Here is an 18,378-nt window from a genome sequence, read left to right as displayed (position 1 = left end):
TGTTTTTTTAGCCTTGCAGGATTGGAATGCGGCCCTGATACACAGCGCCCCCTGAGATGCGCAGAAAGTACTGCAGGTTCGGTAATCGCTGGATCAGCGCCACCGGAATGAGCGGCGCCTTCTCCAGTTGCAGCGACCGGGTGATGGTTCCATTGAACTCGCCGATGTGCCCTTCGCTGCCGCGACTCGTGCCACCGGACACCTGGATATTGCGTATGGCAGTCTCCCCGACCTTGTCCGAGAACCACTGCGCCGTGTCGCTGTCCTCCAATCTTAGGATGACCTGATTATTGAGATTGCCCAAAACCTGCAGCATCTTCGCGGCGTTTCCGAGTTTGGCCTCAAGATCCGAGCGGGTCTGGAAGGCGACAAACGCCTTGAACCCCGCGCCGCGCCCCTTGTTGAGGATCTGGATCACCTGTTCGTTGATGGCTTCGGCCACCTCGTCGATGATCAGCACGACATCGGGCGTCTCCTTGTAGAAGTTGTAGATCGCGCCGCACACGGCCGCCACATCGGCCAGCACCAGCGACGCGATCGCCTTCTGCACGATGCTGTTGGACAACGAGTCGAAGCCCATGTAGAGCACGGCCTTCTGCTTGATGATGCGGTCGATGTCCCAGATTTCGCGCTCGTCATCGAAGTCCTCGACCTTGGGCGCGAGCAGGAGACCCGTCTCTCCCGTGGAGAGCATCTGCAGCAGCGGCATGACGGATGCGATGACCCGTGTGTAGTGGTCGCGGTCGTGCGTGTGCGTCGCGATGAGCCCGTCGATCGCCTCGTGACCGAGATCGTTGTGCGCGTACCGCTCGTTGTAGAGCAGCGCCATCGCGTCAACCCGGGACGTACTGCCGGGCTTGCCCCCAATTTGCGTGATCGTCGTCGCGACCAGCTCTTCCCAGTTGTCGAGCCCCTTCTCGCGAAAGAACCGCTCCAGGCTGCGCTCGAGCAGCTTGGCAACGCCCGCCTGCGCGTACTTGAGGATCGAGCGCAGGTTCGGCTTGTCGCCGATGTACAGTTCGCCCTTGACCGCGCGATCGATGAAGAGGAAAGCGAAGTCGCGAAACGGCCCCTCCTCCATCAGCTGCGCGATGCGCCCGGGAATTTCGGATGGCTGAGACCAGTTCTCCAGCGGGTTGAGCCGGATCGATTCGAGCGGCTTGGCCTGACTGAAATAGAGGAACTTGCGCCCCATGCGTGCGCACTCGCGCTCCACACGCGCTTTCCAGTCCTTGTCGTTCTTCGGGTCAATCACGATCAGCACGTCGCCGCAGTGAATGACCTGCGTCGAGATGACCTCGTAGGTCCGTGTCTTGCCCGAACCGGTCGTGCCACCCACAGCGGTGTGCGCGCTCATCGCCTTGTAGTGAAACGGCACACGGACCTTGTCCGGCTCCATGCCGTGGATCCACGACACACCCTGAGGCTCACGGTCGCGGATGCTGTCGGCCGGAACGAACAGTCGCTCAATCGCGGCCTCAATCTCGCGCCCGCGGCGAGTCTTCCCAAGCCACTTGGGCAGGCCGGGAATGTCGGTGGTGGGCATGCGCAGGATGTCGTGGGCGATCTGGCAATGCTTCTGCGTCCACTCGAATCCGGTGCCGAGGTACATCGAGTTGCTGTCCTCGCGCATCTTCTTCTGGACGGCCATGAGCTGCGGCACTGGCAGCGTCGTCAGCCACTTGGTCGAGATCGCAAGGCGAAAACGCAGGGCCTTCCACACCTGGGAGCCGCGCACGAGCAACGGTACCAGAATCACCAGTGCGAAGGCCCACCCGTACGGCATGCCCGAGAACGGCAGGAACGCGAGGGCGATGAACCAGAAAAGCGTGGCGCGGACCTCGTAGATCGGCCGGAAATGATTGATGTAGGGGGTCGTGGCGTTCATGCATGGCGCTCCACGATGAGTTCGCCCGCGCGCGGCGCGAGCACGATTTCCGCCTGCACGTTCGCGACGAGCAGGCCCTTCTTGCGCAGATGTTCAACGAGCGTGTCGCTTGCCACGCCGTAGCTGCCCACGAGCCGTTTGGGTACCGACAGGCCCTTGTCCGTCCAGGCCACCTTTGCCTTGCCGGCGGCGACGTCCTCGGCGAGCGCGCGGAAAAACTCGCGGATCATGTTCGGCTGACCCTCGAGCACCTGATCGAATGTACCGGGCACGCCCGCGCGCTCCTGGCGTGGTGCACGCGGACGCATCGCGGCCGGGTCGATGGGGGTGGGTGCGGTTCTGGCTGCGAGCGCGGCGGCCGCGTCCCCCTGGAAGGGCAGACCGAGTTGCGGATCATGCTTCGGGCTGGCCGTCGTCGGCATGCTGTCGGGCGCGGGCGACGAAAGGGATTCGTCCTCGCCCGCGACGGCCTGGGCCAGATCGTCCTGGATGGCTTCCATCACCGAGGACGGCTCCGGTGCGCGCGCCGCCGCCTGCGGCGACGCCATCGGAGCCACAGGCACCGAATGAGGCGAAGCGGCCTGCCCCGCGTCGACGGCCGCCGACGCAGGCGGCGCGGGCATGGCTGCCGATGGTGTCGCGGCGGTGTTGCCGGGCATACGAGCCGATCCAGCACCCGAAGGCTGGGCCGCGACCGGATGCGCGGCCGGCGTCACGACTGGCTGCACCGCGGCGGCGACGTGGATGGCGGCGGGCACCGGATACTGGACCGCCTCGTACACCCCCTGCTGCGCCTTGCGATCGAAGTCGGCCGCCACGTTCACCGCCTGGCGCACGACCTTGTGCACGAGCGATTCGGCGCCCTGGGGGTTCGCGACCGGATTGATTGCCCCGAAAAGCTGCGCGAGCACGTCGGCCTCGTAACCCGTAAGCAAATCATGGCCAATGAGGTTTTGTGCGAAGAGCGCGGTACGCATGCGCTCTACGGGCAGCGGCGCCGCCCGGCGCTGCAAGGCGTAGGCGCTCCCACCAAGCCAGGGCCCAAGCGGCCCGTGCGCGGCCGGATTCCATTCGGCGCGGTCGCGCTCGCGCAGCACCACGAAGTGCCGGTAAGGTTCATCCAGTCCCGAGCAGACCGCCGCGAGAAAGACGGCGTGGTTGTACTGCGGCTCAATGCGTCGACGATGCTCCGACGGCAGGTTCGTGCCGAACTTCTGCCCGCCCGCCAGACGCATCGCATAGAACGCGGTTTCGACGGTGCAGCGGAACGCACCGCCTGGCTCGCGGTAGAGCTGCGGCGACCAGGGCAGGCTCGAGAACCACGCCGCGCAGCGCCCGAGCACATCGCCCCAGCGCAGACGGTATTCCGCATCGGTTGCCTCGTTGGCCGCCTGGCGGATAAGCGCCACGCGGCGATCGTGCACCGCAAGCAGCGCCGCCGCTTCGATTGGCGAATGCAGGGCGCTGGCTGTCACAGGATGCCCCCGGTCGCCACGCTCCCCACCTTCTTCAGCATCGAGCCCGAAGCATTGGCACCTCCACCAAACATGGCCGCGAACTTCGGAATTTCGAACGACAGCAGAAAGACAAAGAGCGACAGGTCAAACACGTACACCCCCCCCTCGCCCGTCGTCAACCCCTTGGCCGTCGCGGTCGTAAGTGCCGTCGAGAGCGAACCGATCACGAGCCTCGTGAGAATGGCGCTCACCACGCAGTACATGCCGGCGCTGATCATGTAGTCCAGCCACGTCCTGAAATAGCCGCGCGTGTAGGACGAGAAGCCTAGTGCAATCGCGATCTGGCCCATGACGATGCCCACAGCCGCCTGGATCAGGCCGAGATTGTTCATGAAGGTGAAGACGACACCGGTGAGCATCAGGATCAGGTAGGCCAGGATGAGCGGGATCAGCGAGATCGTCAGTGCGATGTACTCGTACCAGTGCGTGCCCTTGTAGGCCTCGACGACGGACTCAAACGCAGAGCCGGCGATACCGCCGATCGCGCTGAGGAAGCCGCCTCCTGCGCCGGACTGGATCATGCCGGCCAGCGTCTGGAACCATCCGTAGAAACCCGGGGCGAAACTCTGGTAACCCACGTAGATCGACGCGAAGATCCCCAGCGTCGCGAGTTCCTCGAACACGACAACCCACGCATTGACCGGGTCTCGCGTCGCGGAGAAGCGCACCCATGTCAGCACCAGGGTGATGACACCAAGGCCCGCCGCGAACTTGTCCGCTTCCGGCTTCACGCTCTGGCTGGCCGTGACGGCGGCCGGAATCACCGCGCTGAACATGTCCGTCAGCTTGCCCATGGCCAAAGCATTGCCCTGCGCGATCTCGCCTTTCTTGATCGTCGAGGCGAACGTGTCATTGCCCTTGGACGTCACCGTGACCGTCGTGTCACTGGGTGGCGTGATCTGCTGCCCCTCAGCGGGTGTGTCGTCGGCGCGCGCGCCCATCGACACAAACAGCGTCAGGCAGAACGCCAGTACAGCGACCCAGTTGCGTCTTGCGTTCATGCTCAGCCTCAGTTCGTCGGCAGCGCGTTAAGCGCAGCGCGCTCCGCGTCCTGCTTCGCCTGGAAGCTCTGTGCGGCGGCGGACCGGTCCTTCGCCATCGCGTTGTCAATCGCGGACTGCTGGGCGTCGTTCTGGGTCTTCGCGGCCATCATCTGCAACAGGTCGCTGTTCTGGCTGGTGACGATATCGAGGTAGTGCGTCGTGAGCGACGCCGTCGCTTCCTGGGTCGGCGTCATCGACAGCTGCGACTGAAGCTCGGCACGCCGCGTGGCCAGCGTCTGCACGTGCTGGTTCACGTCGTTACCCATCTGGAAGAGGCTCGTCGCAGTTGCGTCGCCCTGCTTGTAGAGCGCGTTCATGTCCGAGAGCCACTGGGTCGGCGACTTGCCCGACGTGGAAATCAGGTTCTGCACGTGCGTGATGTACGAGCTGCCCTGCGTGAGGCTCCCGTAGAGACCCTGAAGGTTGCTGTTATACGCGCTGACCTTGGCGATGTCGCCCGTGATCTGGTCGTACTGCGCCTTCATCGCCGTCGGATTCAGGTTCGTCGCCTGCAGCAGCTGGTTCGCCATCATCTGGTACTGGTAGACGATGTTCGTGTTCTGGTAAATCTCGCCACGCACCGCCTTGGCGGCCGTGATGATGTTTTGCCCGAAGTTCGCCGGGTCGAACACGGTCAACTGGGCCGACGCTGTCTGGACGAGGCCCAACACGCCAGCCGCAACATAGAGAACACCTGCAATCAGCTTTTTCAAGATCACCTCCCTTAGTCGTGCGCGAGCATTTCGCGCATGTAGTTCTCGCGCCAGTGCTCATCGCCTGACGCAAAATGCCGGTCGAGCACGTTCTGCGCGCGGCCATCGGCGCGCAGCGCGGCGAGCGTCTCGCGGTCGAAACTCGCCTGCAACATGCGGGTATGCGTGGGCGTCACCCACAGGTAGTCGCGGTTGGGCACGGCGTCCGCGATCATGTCGATCTGGCTCTCCGTGAGCCCGAACACGTCCGCGTACAGCTTGCGGTTACTGCGCGCGTCTGCATTGGCGAGGTAGACGATGTTCTGCAGCTGCTCCTTCAGGATCTCGAAGTTCGCCACGCGCTCGAGCTGCTTGAGCGACTGCGTGGCGAGCGCGAGCATGCCGTTCAGGCGCCGGATCGTGACCGCCCACAGTTCGAGCCGCGCATAAAAGCGCGGATACAGGAAGTAGAAGCCGCACTCCTCGATCTCGATGACCGTGAAGCGTTTGCCGTCCAGCCACTGCGAGACGCGGTAGAAGGCGTAATCCATGAAGAGGAACGCCGCCTCGGGATGGTTCTGGAACAGGTCGCCGCACTCGATGGCGAGGTTTTCCGATAGGGCGAAGGCATCCTCCGCATGGTCGAAGAACTGGCCGTTCTTTTCGCCCTTCGTCCAGATGCGCAGGCGCTCGCGAAGCTCCGCCGACAGCAGCGTCGTCAGGTACGACAGCGTCCAGTACTCACGGTCGTAGCCGGTCGCGAGCAGCTGCACCTTCTCGTAGATTTCGCGCTCCTGCGCGGGCGAGCACCGGAAGCCGTTGCCCTCGTCGTCCTCGATCGCCATCTGCACCCAGTTGGCGACGTAGACGTAGTGGCGCTCTTCGTCGAGCAGCGAAAGCGGGTTGATCGGCGTTGCAGCCGAGTAGCGGCCCGTCACGTCGATAAAGTGCCCGCCCGAGAGCACGGTCGGGATGCGCGTGGAGCGCTCTTTGTCAAAGCGCACACGCCGCGCGTCGTGCCGCCCCATCTGCGAGAGCAGGTAGTTGAGCAGCATCGTCTTGCCCGCGCCGTTCGGCCCCACCACGAGCAGGTGGGCGCGGCCGCTCGGGTGATGGAGAACCACGCGCTGAAGCGTGCGGTGGCGCGTGGGCAGGATCGTCGTCGGCCCCGTCCTGCGGCCAAACTGCTGCGTCAGCCATTCGTTGACCTCGGGGCCTTCGGGGACGCCGCGCACGGGCGCCACATCCGATACCGCTGCGGTCTCAACGAACTGCAGGCGCTTTTGCTGGTCCCAGCGACCCGGCAGCGTGCTCGCCCAGGCCGCGGGCAGGTTGTCCTTTTCGAGGATGAGTCCGAAGCCCGCGTTGCTCAGGCGCCCCACGACCTCGGACGTTGCCTGGTCGCACTCATCCTGCGTGTCGCCGTACACGACTATGGAAATATTCGCGTAGCCGAACTGCGCACCTTCAGCATTCAGGCGTTTGAGCGCATCCTCGGCCTCGTCGGCCAGCGTCTCGCGGTCCTTGTCGTTCTTCTGCTCTTCCTTGGCGAAATACGCTTTCGCGATCGCCCAGGGATTGAACGCCGCCGCCTTGAAGAACTTGCGCACCGACTTGATGAACTGCTCCGCGCGGCTGGTGCTCAGGAACCGGAACATCACGCAGATGTCGAGTTCCGCATCGACGTCACACAGGACGTCGAGCGCCGCTTCCTGAAAGCCTAGCCACTCCTTGACCGCAACGACCTTCGCGAAGCGTTTGCCGTGCGCTGACTCGAACAGCAGGTGTTCGGCGCCATACGTGACGAACGTTTCGGTCAGGTGCGTGTCGAGCATCGTGACCGGGTAGCGCACACGCCGCGGCGGTACGGAGGGGTTGGCCGTCTGATGCAGGTAGGCAAGCGCGTTCTGCAATTCCAGCCGCTTCATCCTGAGCCGACCGACTCCGCCACGGAAGGCATCGAGCACGCCCTCGAAGCGCCGGATGTCCGCGGTGAGCTGGTCGATATCGAAGACGAAGGCATTGCGGGTGAGAAGCTGGTCGCGCACCGCCTCGAAGAGCGCGAGCGGCATGGACTTGCCGCCGACCTTCAGGTGGTAGCCGACCTTCTCGAAGAACTTGTTGATGCCGGTCTCGGGCGTGAAGGCGAGCGACAACGAGTGGGAGTTGCGAAAGAATCTTCCGCTGCCCACGTTGCGCCGGTTGATCTCATCGAGCCGCGCGTCGAGCGGCGAGGCGAACTCGCCGTCGATATCGCCTTTCACCCGCCGATGGGCCACCCGCCACCAGGCCGTGACGCGATGGTCGAAATTCTTGCAGGCCTGGTCGAGGTTGTTGCGCGCGGCCGTGATATCGCCTGCGTTCGGCGTATCGATGTCGATGCCCTCGAACGTGAACGACGTGAGCAGCGACCCGTCCTTGTCGAGCACGAGTTCGGGGGTCACCATCGTGGCCCACGGCGCGATTTCGTGGACGGGCCGGCGCGCGAGCGCGCGCCGCTTTCCGGGCTTCAGCATGGCAGGTCCTGATCGAATCCGTATGGCCGGCGAAAGCGCGCCGATGCCTTGATCGACGGCGACGGCTCGTGAACGTCCGGGTACCGGTTGTAGACGAGCATGACGACGCGCCACCAGGGATCGCGCGAGCTCATCCAGCGCAGGAAGAAATGCATGCACACGCCCATCGCGATAAAGCCGACGCAGCTGCCCAGGTCGAAACCGGTCGAGTAGCACAGCATGACGGTGACGAGGCCGTTGGCGAGCGCGAGCACCCGGTCCGCCCCGCCGATCTGGCGCGGCAGCGAGAGCGAGCGGCTGACCTTGACGGGCTGACGTCCAGATTTAGGTGCAGACATAGCTAATCTTGAAGTGGTCCTTCAGCACGGGGATCGCACAGGCGGCGAAGCCGATACCGACGAAGGCACCGGAGAGCACCTTGGCGATCGTGCTTTCCGAGGTCGCAATGGCGATACACGCCACGATCATGATCACGAGGCCAATGCCGAAAAGCCAAGGCCCGCTGATCCAGTTGGAGACGAGGCAGATCACGTCGGTTGCCGACCCCAGGTCGCTCAGGTCGGTGGAGCTTGCCGAGGCGATCGGCGCGACGGCGCTCAGTGCGAGCGCAACGAGCGTGGTGCGCAGCTCGTGCCGACTGAAGAATCGCGTGAACGCTGCGTGCGCGCGCTGCGCGATACGTCGTCGGATGGTGGTCAGGCGTTGCTTCATGGGGTGGTCCACTCCAGTGGTTTAGAAAACGCGTTTGAGGATGTAATCCCCGTTGTCATAGCCCCGCACTTCGAGGATTTCGGAGAGGTGGCGCATCTCGCCCGTGCGATTCATGTGCACGACGTAGTGAAAGCAGCTGGCGATGTTCTGGCGCAGGTCGCCGATGTCCCAGCGCGTACCGGACGGGACGCCCAGCATGGCGAGGCTCTCCAGCCGCCGAAGGCCGCCGCGCGCCGTGCTCGAGTGGATGGAGCCGAGGCCGCCGTCGTGGCCCGTGTTCAGTGCCTGGATGAAGTCGTACGCCTCACCCCCGCGCACTTCGCCCACGAGGATCCGGTCCGGTCGAAAGCGCAGGCACAGGGCGACGAGCATCTGCGTCGTCACGCCCGTGTCCGTGTTCGAGAGCAGGCGCAACAGGTTCGGCACCGGGAGCTTCAGTTCCTTCGTGTCCTCGATGGTGATCACCCGATCCTCATCCGGAATCTCCGAACCGATCGCATTGAGGAAGGTGGTCTTGCCCGAAGAAGTGCCGCCGGCAACGAGAATGTTCTTCTTCGCGCGCACGATGTCGCGCAGTGCCTGGCGCAGATCGTCGTTCTCGGCGCCGGGCGGGAAGTAGTCGACGTCTTCGTCCTGTCGCGCGCGCAGCCGCGAGAACGCGCCAGCGCGCACGTAGTCGGCGAGCGACAGGTGTTTGTCGCGATGCTTGCGGATCGCGAGGGCGTCGCCGTCGATGGAGGTGGGCCGCATAACCGCGGCGATACGCAGGTTGCCGTGGCCCGCGTTCAGGATGCCCTGGTTCGTCCCCGCCTTCGCGGACTTCTCAACCGACGAGGCCAGCGAATGGATCGCACCGGAGAGCGTCGAGGGATTCAGTTCCAGCGGCACGCGCGTGAGCACGCCACGGCGCTCGATCCAGATATCGTCGGGATGGTTGACGAGTATTTCCGCGATGTCCGGCGCGTCCAGGAACTCCTGCAACGGCCGAAGCGAGGCGAAAAACATCTTCACCGCGCTCTCTTCGAGGCGGTTGAATTTCAGGGCGGAGTTTTCTGCGGCATCGGACATGCCTGTATTGTTCTGGCGCGCCTGCGTACGCGGTCCGGCAAAAGCCCCGCGATATTGGTCAGCATTTTTCACCGGCCGCCCTCTCGCGCGCACGCGCGCGAGGCAGCCGGATCGCCGTGCAGGCGCCTGCACGTCTTTTCCCGGAAAGCTGCACTTTTTGTTGAGCTTTCCGGTCTCGCCAACGTCGCGACAGACGAAAAAAAACCCGGCTCAAAGAGCCGGGTCGGATGCAGGAAGATGGACGGTCAGACAATCACCTCGACCATCTCGCCAAACGGTGCGGGTGCCACACGGTTCAGTGGCGTGGTCGACGCCCAGAGGACCGGGTACGAAGGCGTCACGTCGGGGAACCTGCCGTCCATGTCCGTCAGGTAGACGAGGAATGCCGGGCTGATGCCCTCCTCTTCCAGCCGCCGGAACGGATCGACAAACGACGTGCCGCCGCCGCCCTTGACCGGTGCAAGCTCGATCGGATCGCCCCGCTCGAACACCTGAACCTGGGTGACGCGCGTGTCACAGTCCATCACGATGAGCCGCGCGGGGCGCACAACCTCGGCCACGTTGATGACCTCGGCCGCAAACTGCGCCTGCGTCTCGTCGAACACCGAACCGCTGCTGTCGCGCACGAACACGGCCTCTCCTACGGCCAGCGAATGCAGCGACGGCAGGTAGAGGCCCATATGCAGATACCGGCGGTTCGGCATCGCCCAGCTGTAGTCGTCGTTGGTCACCTGCTGCGCGAAGCGCATCAGGATCGCACGCCAGTCCACAGAGGGCTCGGTCGCCGCGTCCACGAGAGACGCGAGGCTACCGGGAAGCGCGCCACGCATCTTTGCCGCCTTCGCGGCCTGCAGCGTGGCGACCTTCCACTCGGCCTCCTTCACGGGCATGTCCGGGCCTGGATAGGGGCGGACCTCGCCGCAGGACGGCGGGGCATCGGGTTCGGGAGCCGCTGACGGAGTGTTCGCGCCGTTCGCGGGTGTCTTCTGGCCATCCGGCGCATTCGCGCCAGGCTTGCCGCCAGACTTCTCCTTCTCCTTTTGCCTCGCCTCCTGCGTCAGGACCGCGTAAATCTCCTCGGCCGACTTGCCATGAAAGCGCACATCGTCGAGGTGCGGCGATGGGAGCAGGAAACCCGCCTGCTTCACGACCGGGTTGATCGCATAGTCGCAGGCGTCGTTCCACCGGTCAGCGTCACGCGGCCCCTGCCGGAAGCAGTGGCCGTTGGCAACGTGCAGGATCTCGTGGGCGAGGATGCCCCGGCATTCAAGATCGTTCAGCGTGGCGAGAAACGCCGGGTTGTACCCCAGCGACTCCCCATCCACCCAGAACGTCTTGCAGGCCGGATCCTCGACCACCTTCAGCCGCAGTGCCAGCGAACCGAAGAACGGCTGGTCCAGCACCAGTGCCGAACGCTGCTTCGAGATACGGGGATCCATGGTCACCTCACGCAGCGATGCGCAGATGCGGCGCGTGGCCGGCCGCAGGCATTACCGCCTGCGGCTTGCCGCCCATGAAGGCTTCCATCAGTTCCTCGATCTCGGTTGCCTTGGCGGCCACCTGCGAGCGAAGCACCTCGGATTCCTTCAGGTCGTTGCCGGTGTGCACGGCCAGGTGCCGCTTCGCCTGTTCCAGGATGTGGTTGAGCTGCGGGTCGTTGCTGAAATTGAGCTTCGGCAGCAGTCCGCACAGCTCCCGCACGTTGTCGGCCACGTCGATGCGCACATTGCCCGCCGCATACAGCCGGTTGGCCATGGCCGACACCGCTTCGTACAGGCGCTGCACGATGTCCTGGTTGGCATGCTCGATCGAGCGCATGACGTGCTGGTCGATTTCGGAGCGCAAGGTCGTGAGCACGTCCTCGGGCAGATCGACACCAAACTGACTCGCGTCCGGGAACGGCAACACGGCCATGCGCACGCCGAACTTCTCGCCAAGCTGCGCGAGGGTCGGGTAGTCCGCCTCGTTGAACAGGCCGTTCATCTCCTGCCTGGCCTGTTCCTTGAGATCCAGGTAGTCGGTCAGGAACACCTGCACGGCGAGATCGAACTCGTCCTTCATTTTTCGCATCTGCGCCGAGAATTCCATATAGATGTCGGTCGGCAAAAGACGCACGGAGAGCTGGTTGTATTCCAGCGTGTGGTCGTAGAAGTAGCGGCGAATGCGCCCGCCCAGCGACACGACTTCCTTGAAGCTTGCGGCGTTCTCGGGCAGCAGGCGCTTGTTGAAGCGTCCGATGCCCTTCGTGTCGTGACGGCTTTCGACTTCTTCGGTGACCTTCAGGTCGAAGCGTCGTGCGACCCACGACGAGATGGTGACCGAGCAGAGCATGACGCGCGATTGAATATCGGTGATGTTCATGGAGAGACTCCAGAAAAAAGTATGGAATGGGATGAATCAGGAAAGGGAACTGCGACGCGGGAAGCGCGTTGCGCGCGACCCGGAACAACGAAAGGAAGGTGTGACGGTTAGCCGTGGATCAGCTTGCCGATGGGACCGCCCTGTGCCTTGATGAAGGCATGGGTGCTCGCAATGGCAGGCGTCTTGCGCAGCGCGTCCGTCACCAGCAGCGCGGCGAACTCGTTGAGCCCCGAGCCGATCAGGCGTTCGGTGTAGGTCACGACGCGCTCGAAATTGCTTTCGTTCGCGTACATGGCCAGCGCCGCGCTGATTGCGTACAGGGCTGAGGGCTTCTCGGGGATCGGCGCCACGTCGGGTGCCGCAAGGACAGCCGCCGGCGACGGCAGTTCGCGGTAGATCTGCACGAACGCCATCAACTCTGTCGCCGGTCCCTCGCCCACCGATCCTGCGTAGGAGATGAGTTCCAGTTCCTTCGGCAGCACACCCATCGTCTTTGCGACAAACCCCCAGCTGCGGGGACTCGGCGTCGCCTCGATGTCACGCGAGGTCTTCTGGACCGACAGCAGGTCCGGGCGAAAGCGCAGGAACGCGATGAGTTCCGGCTTCACATCGTTGGCCACAGCCCAGGCAGTCCATTCCTCGATGGTCGCCTCCAGCTCCACGACCGTCGCGAAGCGCGAAATCAGCGGATCGAGGATGCCGCTCACGCCCGCGTTGTCGTTGCGGCGGTTGGTGGCCGCGAGGAACGTGACGTTCTCCGGCAGCTTGTGCTCGCCGATACGGCGTGCGAGCAGCAGCTGCATCTTGGCGGCCTGCACGGCGGGCGAAGCCTGCCCGAGATCGTCCAGGAACCAGATGAGCGGGCGCTTGCGAGGTTGCAGCGCACGCTCCAGATCGCCAAACGGCAGGAAGCGCGCCGACTGCCCGTCGGTCGCCGCAAACGGCAGGCCCTTGGAGTCGGTCGGGTCTTCAACGACTGGATGGCTGATCAGCAGGTCGTGCTCGAGCGTGTCGGCAACCTGCGCGACGATGTCGCTCTTGCCGATACCCGGGCGTCCGGTGATGAGCACCGGCAGACGCTGCGGGACAAAGGCCGTGAGGAGAGAATTGAGTTGGGAAGCGTTGACTTGCATGAGGTTTCCTGAAAAAGAGAAACCCCGCGCGAGCAAACTCCCCGGCGGGAGCGTTGTCCCGGCGGGGTCATTGAGAATGCCGCGGTGGCGGCAATGCGATGCGTCGTGAGACGCGTTAATTCGTTTTTACAGCAGGGCTGCGTCGAGCGCTGCGCGCTGTTGTTCGCTCAGCGAGGCGCGCGAGACGCCCGCCCAACCGTGGTAGATCGCGAGACCATACACGTCGGCCAGTGCGCGTGCTTCTGCGCACAGCGACGGCTTTTCGGGATCGGCAGACGGGCGGCGTTCTCGCCAGTGATTGATTGCGCATTCAAGCTGCGCGACCGGCACCTCGGCGGGTTGCGGGTTCATGGCACAGGTCCTTTCGGAGAGCCTGGCAGGAGAGCACGCCCTTTCGGGGACGATGCCCCCGTCAGGCGGGTTGGATTGCCGGCTGCGCCGGCTGGGTCGATGCGTCAGGGACGCGGGGGATAGAAGCCAGTTTAGGCGCGCGCCTCTCGTCCGGGCGGTGCAATGCTCGCGAAATCGATACAGCTTTCGCCCTGCTCGCGTTTTCTACGGAATCGGGATAGGGGCAGGCCTCGCGGCCCGACCCCTCCCACATACATGGACGCCCCCGTTTTGCCAGGCCTTCGTTGATGACGGCTCGATGATTGAGATTGCGGCCATACATCCGGACTGTTGCGAGGCGCGTTCCGCTGCCTCTGTCCCTGATGGAATCAGCTGATCGGACTCTAATCACCACCTCGCGCTCGAAGCGCCTGTGGGAGGGCAGAGTGTCCCGATCCCGGTCCAACCTATCTTGCCATCACGGTGCGAGTGCCTGAGCAACCTCTTGGGGGGAACTGTTCACACCAAACCGATTGGATTATGCGGCGGCGCCAGACGACGCGTAATCCAATCGGAACGCAGTGCCTCGTGTCAGCAACGCCCAGACGATTCGGGCATTGTGGTTCGCGACTGCCACGACGGCAATGTTCTTGTGCCGCCGCGTCAAGAGACGGCGAAGCCAGTCCGAGAACGAATCATCTTTGTCGGCAAGGTACCGAACGACCGCACGCGCCCCGTGGACCATCAATGTCCGCAAGTACTTGTCGCCGCGCTTGGTAATGCCGAGCAGCAGCGGCTTGCCTCCGCTCGAATGCTGTCTGGGCACCAACCCCAGCCAGGCCGCCAATTGCCGGGCGCTGCCGAAGCACTTGGCGTCTCCGATCGAAGCAACGAGCGCGCTGGCCGTGATCGGACCGATCCCGGGAATCTGCGCAAGTCTTCGGCTGGCGTCGTTCGCATGGTGCCAAGCCTTGATCTGTGTCTCGAGATCTTCGACCTGTCGATCCAGTTCCTTCAGATGATCGATCAAGCGCTGAATCAATAAGCGAAACGAGCCTGGCAATTCGTTGCTGGCATCCTCGATGAGTTCCGGCACCTGTTGCGCGACCTTAGCAATCCCCAGCGGGATGATCAGCCCAAACTCCCCGAGCAGCCCGCGGATTTGATTCGCCTGCGCGGTGCGAGCATGCACGAAGGCTTGCCGAGCACGGTGCAGAGCAAGAACCGCCTGTTGATCGACGTTCTTGACGGGCACGAATCGCATGTTCGGCCGCGCTACGGCCTCGCAGATGGCTTTCCGCATCGGCCATGTCGTTCTTGTTCGTCTTCACGTAGGGCTTAACGAACTGGGGAGCCATGAGCCGCACCGTGTGCCCGAAGCCCTGCAGTTTCCGCGCCCAGAAGTGAGCGCTGGCGCAAGCCTCCATACCGATGAGGCACGCCGGAAGGTTCGCAAAGAACGTAGCCATCTGGTGTCGCTTCAGTTGCTTCGTCAATACCGGCTTGCCATGCTCGTTCACGCCGTGAACCTGGAAGACATTCTTGGCAAGGTCAATGCCGACTGTAGTAACGTTCATGATGACGCCTCCTCCGATGATGGTCGTGCTTCGACGCACTACCACTTTGGCACATCGATGCCGTTTCGGACGGGGGCGTCCATTCCATTACCACCGTGCGTACGGGGCCGTACACGGCGGTTCGGATCGGTTGATCGACTACTGACGTAAAGATGGAAGACCGAGGGACCGCAGGAAGCGGTTGGTGAGTGCGTGCTGGAGCGCGGGGCTATTGCTCAGTCTCCATGCAGCGTGCGGAGAACCCGCCGTCTGGGCGGCAAGGTCCCGGCTGACACCACGCGCGGTCAACTCCCGGAATCGTGTTCGGCCCCGCTTCCACTGCTTCCAGAAGAAGCAGCGTACGCGACGGCGAACCCATTCATCCAGGCGCTGCAGCACGCTGGGCGTTTCGCAGAAACCAAAGTAGCCACGCCAACCCGTCAGGTAACGGTGCAGCGTCCCGATCATCTGGTCAGCGCTGACCCCTCGCGTGCGTTGAGTCAACTCCCGGATTCGATCCTTGAAGCGAGTCAGCGCCTTGGGCGCAATGCGCCGTTTGACCTGTGCCCGGTTCGAGAAGGTGAAGCCGAGGAATTTGCGTGTGTGTGGCTGCGCGACCGCGCTCTTCGCCTCATTGACCTTTAGCTTCAGCTTGCCGGTGAGGAAGGCTTCCAGCCCGGCCATCACCCGCTGGCCCGCGCGTTCGCTGCGTACGTAGACGTTACTGTCGTCGGCGTACCTCACGAATCGCAGTCCGCGCCGCTCAAGCTCCCGGTCGAGATCGTCGAGCATCAGGTTGGATAACAACGGCGATAGCGGACAACCCTGCGGCGTCCCTTCGTCCGTTGCGCCAACCAGCCCGTTTTCCATCACCCCTGCCGTCAGAAAGGAGCGAATCAGTTTCAGGACGCGCCTGTCACTGACCCGCTTTGCCACCCGGCTCATCAGGATGTCGTGGTTCACGCGATCGAAGAACTTTTCGAGGTCGAGGTCTACCACCCAGCGGTATCCCGCCTGAATGTAGCCCTGCGCGCGCTCCACGGCCTGATGTGCCGAGCGTCCCGGACGGAAGCCATAACTGGAATCCGAGAACGTCGGGTCCCACTGCCTTTGCAGCACCTGCAGTACCGCCTGCTGGACGAGCCTGTCGAGCGCAGAGGGAATGCCGAGCTTGCGCACGCCCCCTCCATCCGGCTTGGGTATTTCGACCCGCCTCACAGGTTGCGGCCTGTACGTGCCGTTCAGCAGCGTGACTCGAATCGCCGGCCAGTGCTCACGCAGGTACGCCGGTAATGCCTGAACCGTCATGCCGTCCACACCCGGTGCACCCTTGTTCGCTTTCACACGCCTCAACGCCTGCTTGAGGTTCTCCCGTTCACATATTTCTTCCATCAGTCGGTCACAAGCCGACGGGCTTTCAGACTCGGGGTTCGCCGCCATAGGTTCAGCCCCTCGGACGTCGGCCTTCGGGGCTTCACCCCTACCTCCGGCGCCAAGGACGCGATGCGTTTTCTGCTGCGCTCCCATGTCGAGTTCTCCGGCTTACTCGCCGCTCCTCTCCGTTTGGGCCTTCAGGCGTCGCCGCCCTAATATGCCCGCTGCTGACTCCTGCACGGTGGTCAGCGGCCCTTACGAACCGCTCAGTCCTGAATCCAGGACACCGGGCAGGCCTCCCGAAGGTAAGTGCAACCGCCTTCGCCACACACCCGCCAGATTTACCACCCCGGGCCTTGATGGCTATGGACTTCGCGATCATTGGCTCGCTCGTCCGCCCGGGTAGGCCTCGCATCTGGTTTCTGTTCGTCGGGTCATGGCTTTGCTACACGCTTCCTTCAGACCCCGCCTCACGGCGACGCCCTTGCGTTTCGCTAGTCCTTCACCACCATCAGGTTGGACAGGGGACTCACACCCCCAAGCTGTTGCGCATGCTCGGCGCACCCAAAAAAAAAGCCGACGCACAGGGCGTCGGCGGGTTGCAGAAGTTGGGATACCGGCTCACGCAGCGCGCCGGTCCAGCACGGCGCGCGCATACGCGAGCGTGCCGTCCTTCGCGCTCAGGCGACGAGCGGCGCTTTCGTTGCCGCGCACGAGCGCGTAGCGCAGCGTCGCACCGTGCCGGAAGCTCTGGATCGTGCAATAGCCCTCGCTGATCGCGCGATCGATGTGCTCGACGCCAGTCAGCTCGCCTTGGCCCGGTCCGATGTAGCGGGCGCGGGCCGCTACATCGCGGGCTTCCTTCAGGTCGCGCTCGGCATCGCGTTCGGCCTTCGCCTGCGCCGCGTCGCGCTCCCACTGCGCCTGCTCATCTTCGTTGAAGCCGCAAAGGTGAAACACGGCGCGGCGACGGGCGGCGGAACGCAGTCCGAGAACCTTCACGCCGAGGACCTCGTGGAACGCCATCTTGCTCGAACGGTTATGCTCGTCCGAGGTGTCCAGCACGTCGAGCAGCAAGCCGACATTGCGTTCGTCCAGCGCGCGAGAGAGACGGTTGCCGTACGCGAAGGTATGGCGCCCGTGCTCAAGCCGCGCGATGTTGCAGCGATGCCGGTGCAAGCGCCGGCTGATGTTGCCCGCGGCCAGCGCCCTGTCGGCGTAGTCGATCGCACGCTTGCGCACGGTGTCGGCAACGAGCTCGCGCACGCGCTTCGCGAGTGGCGAGACCGGTTCGCCCACATCGACCGGCTGGTCGAACGTGGCAGGCAGCGGCAGATCGTCGATGAGGCCGTTGGCATGCAGCACGTCCTCGACCTCGGGGTGGCTCGGGCGGTCGGGCAGCAGCCGCGCGACCATGGTCAGGATGTCGGCATTCTGTGCGTCGATCGTCTTGCCGTTGTGCTTCATCACGGAGACGACCGGTTCCAGCTTGGCACCAGGCATGGCGCCGCGCAATTCCGGCACGCGGATGAGCGTTTGCGCCCAGTACGGGCCGTAGCGGAATGCTCCGGCGTTTTGCCGGTAGTCATCGAGCACCGCCTCGGGCACCGGCAGGTTCGCGAGCAGTGCATAGGCGACCTGCACTTCGTGGCGGCTGTTGACGTCGCGGGTTCCGGGAATCGCGGGACCGCAGTAGCCGAAGCTGAAAAGGCGCGTCATGGTCTCGATGCAGAGTTCGCAAAGCTCGAACCGGCGACCGCGCTCGCGCGCTTGCGAAGTGGCCGCCTCGACCTGGTTGGTCGAGAGCAGCAGCTGCGGCTTACGGCACACGTCCACGAACTCGAACAGGCCGTCCCAGTCCGCTGCGCGGATCTGCCACGACTCGCGCTGCGCGCCTTCGTCATCGAGGAATCCGCCGCTGCGCACCTCCTCGAGCATGGTGGTGACGATCGACTCCGCGCTGCCGGACTGACGAAGCGCCAGTTCGCCGTTGTAGCGGATGACGCTCACGTCGGCCGGCGCACCGCGAAGCTCGATGAGGGCCGTGTCGGTTGCCCGCACGCGCTCGTCGCGGAACAGATTGAAGAGACCGGCGAGCGTGCTGGTCGAAAGGACTGCGTCGGGAATGCAAAGCGTGTACATGGATGAAGCTCCTATGAGGCGAAGCATCACCCATCCGGGGCGATGCC

At 64.0% G+C, this 18,378-nt stretch carries 14 protein-coding genes and 1 pseudogene; all 15 read right to left on the bottom strand.

The window, feature by feature from the left end; translation table 11 throughout:
- Window positions 1-7: 7 nt before the first annotated feature.
- The gene (gene traD, locus P5W98_RS34175; RefSeq protein ID WP_421028953.1) at window positions 8-1,888 is read right to left on the bottom strand and encodes a conjugative transfer system coupling protein TraD; all 1,881 of its coding nucleotides are present in this window, start codon (window positions 1,886-1,888) and stop codon (window positions 8-10) included.
- A complete protein-coding gene (locus P5W98_RS34170) occupies window positions 1,885-3,363 on the bottom strand; it encodes a TraI domain-containing protein (protein WP_421028952.1) in 1,479 nt (492 codons plus the stop codon). Before P5W98_RS34170 ends, traD begins: the two co-directional genes overlap by 4 nt.
- A complete protein-coding gene (locus P5W98_RS34165; protein ID WP_421028951.1) occupies window positions 3,360-4,406 on the bottom strand; it encodes a type IV secretion system protein in 1,047 nt (348 codons plus the stop codon). The genes P5W98_RS34170 and P5W98_RS34165 overlap by 4 nt, the downstream gene beginning before the upstream one ends.
- Window positions 4,407-4,414: 8 nt before the next feature.
- Window positions 4,415-5,167: a type VI secretion protein gene (locus P5W98_RS34160; RefSeq protein WP_421028950.1), complete on the bottom strand. Its 753-nt coding sequence runs from the start codon at window positions 5,165-5,167 to the stop codon at window positions 4,415-4,417.
- Between the two features lie 5 nt (window positions 5,168-5,172).
- Window positions 5,173-7,656: a VirB4 family type IV secretion system protein gene (locus P5W98_RS34155; protein ID WP_421028949.1), complete on the bottom strand. Its 2,484-nt coding sequence runs from the start codon at window positions 7,654-7,656 to the stop codon at window positions 5,173-5,175.
- Window positions 7,650-7,928 (bottom strand): conjugal transfer protein, encoded by a 279-nt coding sequence (locus P5W98_RS34150; protein WP_028214827.1) that lies wholly within the window; start codon window positions 7,926-7,928, stop codon window positions 7,650-7,652. The genes P5W98_RS34155 and P5W98_RS34150 overlap by 7 nt, the downstream gene beginning before the upstream one ends.
- A gap of 52 nt (window positions 7,929-7,980) precedes the next feature.
- Window positions 7,981-8,367 (bottom strand): TrbC/VirB2 family protein, encoded by a 387-nt coding sequence (locus P5W98_RS34145; RefSeq protein WP_028231624.1) that lies wholly within the window; start codon window positions 8,365-8,367, stop codon window positions 7,981-7,983.
- Window positions 8,368-8,388: 21 nt separating this feature from the next.
- A complete protein-coding gene (locus tag P5W98_RS34140) occupies window positions 8,389-9,435 on the bottom strand; it encodes a CpaF family protein (RefSeq protein ID WP_421028948.1) in 1,047 nt (348 codons plus the stop codon).
- Window positions 9,436-9,680: 245 nt separating this feature from the next.
- Window positions 9,681-10,874, bottom strand: coding sequence for a vWA domain-containing protein (locus P5W98_RS34135; protein WP_421028947.1), 1,194 nt, complete (start codon window positions 10,872-10,874; stop codon window positions 9,681-9,683).
- Between the two features lie 7 nt (window positions 10,875-10,881).
- A complete protein-coding gene (locus tag P5W98_RS34130; protein WP_421028946.1) occupies window positions 10,882-11,796 on the bottom strand; it encodes a hypothetical protein in 915 nt (304 codons plus the stop codon).
- 107 nt (window positions 11,797-11,903) lie between these two features.
- On the bottom strand, window positions 11,904-12,929 hold the full coding sequence (locus P5W98_RS34125; protein WP_421028945.1) for an ATP-binding protein: 1,026 nt from the start codon (window positions 12,927-12,929) through the stop codon (window positions 11,904-11,906).
- A 126-nt stretch (window positions 12,930-13,055) separates the two neighbouring features.
- Entirely contained in the window at window positions 13,056-13,280 is a 225-nt protein-coding gene (locus P5W98_RS34120; protein WP_028231619.1) for a DUF3717 domain-containing protein, read from the bottom strand.
- 517 nt (window positions 13,281-13,797) lie between these two features.
- Window positions 13,798-14,836 (bottom strand): annotated as a pseudogene (locus P5W98_RS34115) (IS110 family transposase).
- 138 nt (window positions 14,837-14,974) lie between these two features.
- Window positions 14,975-16,342 (bottom strand): group II intron reverse transcriptase/maturase, encoded by a 1,368-nt coding sequence (gene ltrA / locus P5W98_RS34110; protein ID WP_421073421.1) that lies wholly within the window; start codon window positions 16,340-16,342, stop codon window positions 14,975-14,977.
- Window positions 16,343-16,810: 468 nt separating this feature from the next.
- A complete protein-coding gene (locus P5W98_RS34105) occupies window positions 16,811-18,331 on the bottom strand; it encodes a hypothetical protein (RefSeq protein WP_421028944.1) in 1,521 nt (506 codons plus the stop codon).
- Window positions 18,332-18,378 lie beyond the last annotated feature (47 nt).

The organism is Paraburkholderia sp. A1BS-2L, assembly GCF_051125205.1.
Classification (GTDB): Bacteria; Pseudomonadota; Gammaproteobacteria; order Burkholderiales; family Burkholderiaceae; genus Paraburkholderia.
Note: the sequence above shows the minus strand (reverse complement) of the source record. Positions and strands in the feature narration are given on the sequence as shown.